1 protein-coding gene is annotated in these 5,453 nt (G+C 43.6%); it reads left to right on the top strand.

Annotation, left to right across the window (positions count from 1 at the left end; all coding sequences use genetic code 11):
- The first annotated feature begins 46 nt into the window (after positions 1-46).
- Positions 47-5,437 carry an Ig-like domain-containing protein gene (locus tag AC1DPQ_RS16330; protein ID WP_477610258.1) on the top strand — a complete coding sequence of 1,797 codons (5,391 nt, stop codon included), beginning with the start codon at positions 47-49 and terminating at the stop codon, positions 5,435-5,437.
- Positions 5,438-5,453: the final 16 nt, after the last annotated feature.

Genomic DNA, 5,453 nt, shown 5'->3' with positions numbered 1-5,453 from the left:
GAGCAATATTAGCTGGGCCCAGACCAATGCGGTAAAAACGATCGACATGACAGCCAGCCCGATTGTAAAACCCTATATCGTCCGCTTTGTAATCAGGGCGGCAGGAGGCAATTTTTCAAGTTGTGCTGAAATCAATTTTAGTTCTGCAGAAACTGGGCCATTCGTTCAGCCTTTAGATTGCGATAATCCAATAGCAGAAGATTTTACGGCCTACTCTGATATTAAACTGGCCATTTCCAGCGCCAGCGTAAGCCCTGCGGCAAACGGCGGCGAAGATATCACGCGTACATACGATAACAACACGGCTACCTTATACCATTCTAACTATGCGGGTGGGGGATTCCCGATCAGTTTAACTTATAATTTTACCACTAGCCCAACCATCGACTATATTAGTTATGTGCCGAGGCAGGATGGTGGCTCAAACGGTATTTTTGGTACAGGCGAAATTTGGTATAAAACCACAACACAAACCACTTTAACCAAATTAATGAATTTTGATACGGGTTTTAGTTCAGCTGCGTATCAGATCAGTTTCCCTGCAGCCTTAACCAACGTTACCCAGGTTGTAGTTAAAGTGCTTACGGGTAAAAATAACTATGCCAGTTGTGCCGAAATGCAGTTCTATCAGAAAAACAGCGCCGGCAATTTATACACTAATATTTTTGCGGATGATCTGCATACCACATTAAAAGCTGGAATAACGCAAACCGATATCGATGCCATTGCTTCTCCATTTTTTAAATCTCTGGCCCAGTGTATTTTCAACAATAGTTATAACAGGAAATACCGCGTACAGACCTATGATTATTATCCAAATCCGGGCACGGTAGAGGGMATATTAAAAACAAACGGTTTAAACAGGGTTGAAAACCCGACAGGGATTGCCTTTAAGGCGAATACCAAAGCGATTGTTTTTGTTGGCGATACCTATGGTGTAAACCCACAGTTAATTGTTAAAGATTTTGGACTGGATTATAGCGCCACTACCGATAGCTATCCCTTGAAAAAAGGGGTAAACATTATCAATGTGCTACATGATGGACTGGCCTATATCGGTTATTTTAGCGATAATGCAGGTCTACAGCCTATACAGATTAACATTGCCACAGGCCAGGTGAACGGATATTACAATCCTTTAACGGACACAAATGATGAGTGGACGAAAATGTTGCTTAACGGTGTGTATTCGAAATTGGATATGAAAGGAATCTATACCAATCTAAATCTCAACAAAAATATACTGATCAGTAATTCGGCAGCCAGTGGAAAAGAACTGGTTGCAGCCTATGATACCATTGTGCATGCAGAATATATTTTAAATGGTCTAACCAAATATAACAGGGTGCCTAAAAACCACATGTTTTTAAGGTCTATAACTGGTGATGGAAATCCGAATGCAAGTGGTGAGGGTGTAAATTATCCCATAGGTGTTGGTGGCAGTGGGTCTAATCTTGCTAGTGCTACCGGAGTTTTTAAAGATCCCTGGGGAGTTGCCCATGAGTATGGCCATAACAATCAGGTGAGGCCAGGAGCCAAATGGATAGGCATGACGGAAGTAACAAACAATGTTAATTCGGCATGGATACAATATCTTTTTAGTACCAATTATGCAAATACGACAAGACTTGAAAAAGGTAATGATGCACCTAAAGCGGGAGCTGCCAGTTTATATGGTGGACGGTACGGCTCGTTGTTTGATAATTGTTTGATACAGAAAAAACATATGGAGGCACAAGGCGATGTGTTTGTGCGATTGGTGCCTTTGTGGCAATTGGAAGTATATTACCAGCTTGCTGGTGCAGGTAAAAACCTGCCTACTATGCAACAGCGATTAACTGGCACAGCAGCCACGGTTGGACAGCCGGATGTAGCTTTCTGGTATGGCGATGTGCTGGAGAAAATGCGTACAACCAGTCAGACGGGACTAAACGAAGGCCAGTTATTACTCAACTTTGTAAGTGCTGCCTGCGATGCTGTTCACGAAGATTTGACCGATTTCTTTGTGAAAAGTGGCTACCTATTGCCAATTGATATGGATATAGACGATTATGCTATAAAGCGTTTAACCATTACACAAGCACAGATAGATGCACTAATTGCTAGTGTACAGGCTAAAGGATATCCAAAACCAGTATCTCCGGTATTAAATTATATATCGGCAAATACGATAAACACCTTTAAAAACCGTACACCATTGGCAACAACTGCAACTGCAACGGTTGGTGTAACGGTTAATACCAACACATTAAAGATTGATAATTCGAAATGGGGCAGTGCAGTAGCTTTTGAGACCTATAACCAAAAGGTACTTACCGATGTGGCTATTTATGGGGCTGGAGAAGCAACCACAGCAAACGCAAACACAACGGTTCAATATGGTGCTGGTTCTACAAGTGTTTATGCTATCGGATATGATGGTTCAAGAAAACTGGTTTATCCGGCTGTAGATGTTGCTAACTTATTGCCAACGGTATCGATTACTTCGCCTGTTAGCAATGCAGTAGTTACAGTTGGTAGCGATGTTGCTATTAATGCCAATGCTGCCGATACCGATGGAACAATCAGCAAAGTAGAATTTTATCAGGGCAGCACACTTTTAGGTCAGTCAACCACTGCACCTTATAGCTTCACCTGGACTAACCCAGCTGTAGGAAATTACAACCTTACCGCTAAAGCAACCGATAATAACGGAGGAACAAAGGTATCAGACACGGTGAAAGTAATCATCAATACCCTGCCAACGGTGGCCATCAGTTCACCGGCAAACCATGCGGTGTTTACAGCAGGTACAAACGTTGTTATTGATGCCAATGCGGCTGATACAGATGGAACAATCACCAAAGTAGAATTCTATCAGGGATCGACTTTATTAGGAGAATCTACAGCTGCGCCTTTCGGTTTTACCTGGACTAATCCAGCTATAGGAAATTACAACCTTAGCGCCAAGGCAACTGATAATAACGGAGGAACAAAGGTATCAGATACGGTTAGTGTAATCATCAATACCTTGCCAACCGTGGCCATCAGTTCACCAGCAAACCATACTGTGTTAACGGCTGGTACCAATGTTACTATTGATGCCAATGCCACTGATACCGATGGAACAATCAGCAAGGTGGAGTTCTACCAGGGTTCAACCCTGGTAGGTGAATCTACAGCTGCGCCATATAGCTTTAACTGGAATAATCCTACAGCAGGAAATTACAGCCTTACCGCTAAAGCAACTGATAATAATGGAGGAACAACAATATCAGACACCGTTGAGGTTACCATCAATACCTTGCCAACGGTAGCCATCAGTTCACCAACAGGCAATGCTGTATATACAGCGGGTGCTAATGTTGTCCTAAAGGCCAATGCTGGTGATACTGATGGAACAATTAGCAAAGTAGAGTTTTATGAAGGCAGTACTTTGTTAGGGCAATCTACCGCTGCACCATATATCTTTATCTGGAATAATCCTGGTCCAAGATTTTATAAGATCACTGCGAAGGCCACCGACAATAATGGTGGAACAGCTGTTGCAGATACGGTTAGGATTAAGATAAATGCCATACCAACGATAGCCATCGTTTCGCCGGCAAACAATGCTGTATTCACAGGGGGAACGAACGTTACCATTAAAGCCGATGCGGCTGATACAGACGGAACAATCAGCAAAGTAGAGTTTTATCAGGGCAGTACATTGCTTGGTCAGTCAAGCACTGCACCTTACAATTTTACCTGGAATAATCCTGCTGCAGGAACTTATGCCCTTACAGCCAAGGCAATGGATAACAACGGCGGAGCAACAGCTTCTAATGTGGTTAACATTACGGTGAACACCTTGCCAACAGTGGCCATCACCTCACCTGCAAACAATGCTGTATTCCAATTGGGAACGAACGTTACCATTAATGCCGATGCTGCCGACGCCGATGGAACAATTGCCAAAGTAGAATTTTATCAGGGCAGCACATTGTTGGGTCAGTCAACCACTGCACCATATAGCTTCACCTGGAATAATCCTACAACAGGTAATTACAGTCTTACCGCTAAAGCAACCGATAACAACGGAGGAACAACAGTTTCTGGAGCGGTTTACATTGCAGTTAATACTTTGCCTACGGTGGCCATCACCTCACCAGCAAACAATGCCGTATTTACCACAGGATCGGATCTGGCCATTAGTGCCAACGCCGCCGATGCCGATGGAACAGTAGCCAAAGTGGAGTTTTACCAGGGCAGCACCCTGTTGGGTAAGTCTATAACTGCGCCTTACAGTTTTACCTGGGCCAGCCCTAGTGCAGGAACCTATGCGCTTACAGCCAAGGCAACCGATAATAATGGGGGAACAACTATATCTGCTATTGTAAATGTTAATGTGAGTGCTGCGCCGACAGTGGCTATTGCCGCTCCGGTAAACAATGCTGTATTTACGTCAAATTCGAATATTACCCTTAATGTCAATACTACCGGAACAATTGTTAAAGTAGAGTTTTATCAAGGATCAACTTTGTTGGGCCAATCTACAACGGCACCCTATAACATGGTGTGGAATAATGTTCCTTCTGGAACGTATACGCTTACTGCAAAAGCAACCGATAATTTAGGCAGGGTGGCAACATCTTTAGCTGTTACGGTGAAGGTAAACGCCCCACAGGCTTTAACTGTTAATCCGGTGGCCGATGCATTTGTACGGGATGGTGTTTTTGCGAACGCCAATAACGGAAGCTCAAAAAGCCTGGATGTGAGCAGCGATAACTGGTCTGCGTTCAGAGAATCTTACCTGCGTTTCGATTATAGTACATTTTCGGGTTCAGCAGTAAACAGTGCAAAGATCAGGCTATATGCTTCCCGTATCGATGTTAATCCATCGAGGATTGTATCGGTATATGGCCTGGCCAATACCACCTGGGGAGAAGGCACCATTACCTGGAACAACAAACCAGCAGAAAGTGGTACATTGCTTGGTAGCTATACTGTTAAAAATACGGCTCGTGCCTGGTACGAACTGGATGTAACCGCCTATATCAATAGCCAGCTTGCTTTAGGGAAAAAAATCATTTCTATCAAGCTGATCAATCAGGGAGTAAAAGGATCTGGTAACCTGGTCAGTTTTAATTCGCGCGAGGCAACCAGCAATAAGCCAGAACTGTTATTGAACCAGGAAGCCGGTGCAGTGAATTTTGAAGAGTTTCCATTAAACACCAATATTGGAAACGCCCTCGAATCATTGCTTGCACTAAAAGTTACTGCATGGCCAAATCCAAGTACAACTGGGTTTAAAGTGCAGGTAGAAAGCCCTAGCAGCGATGCATTACAGTATAGGGTTTATAATATAGCCCAGCAACTGGTTAAAGAAGCTAAAACAGCGGTTAACGAACAGTTAACTTTCGGGTCTGAACTCCCTGCCGGTGTATACATGGTAGAGGTACGACAAGGCACATGGTAGAGGTACGACAAGGCAC

This window comes from Pedobacter sp. 01T416_2 (assembly GCF_056398925.1).
This window is presented reverse-complemented; position numbering and strand designations above follow the sequence as displayed.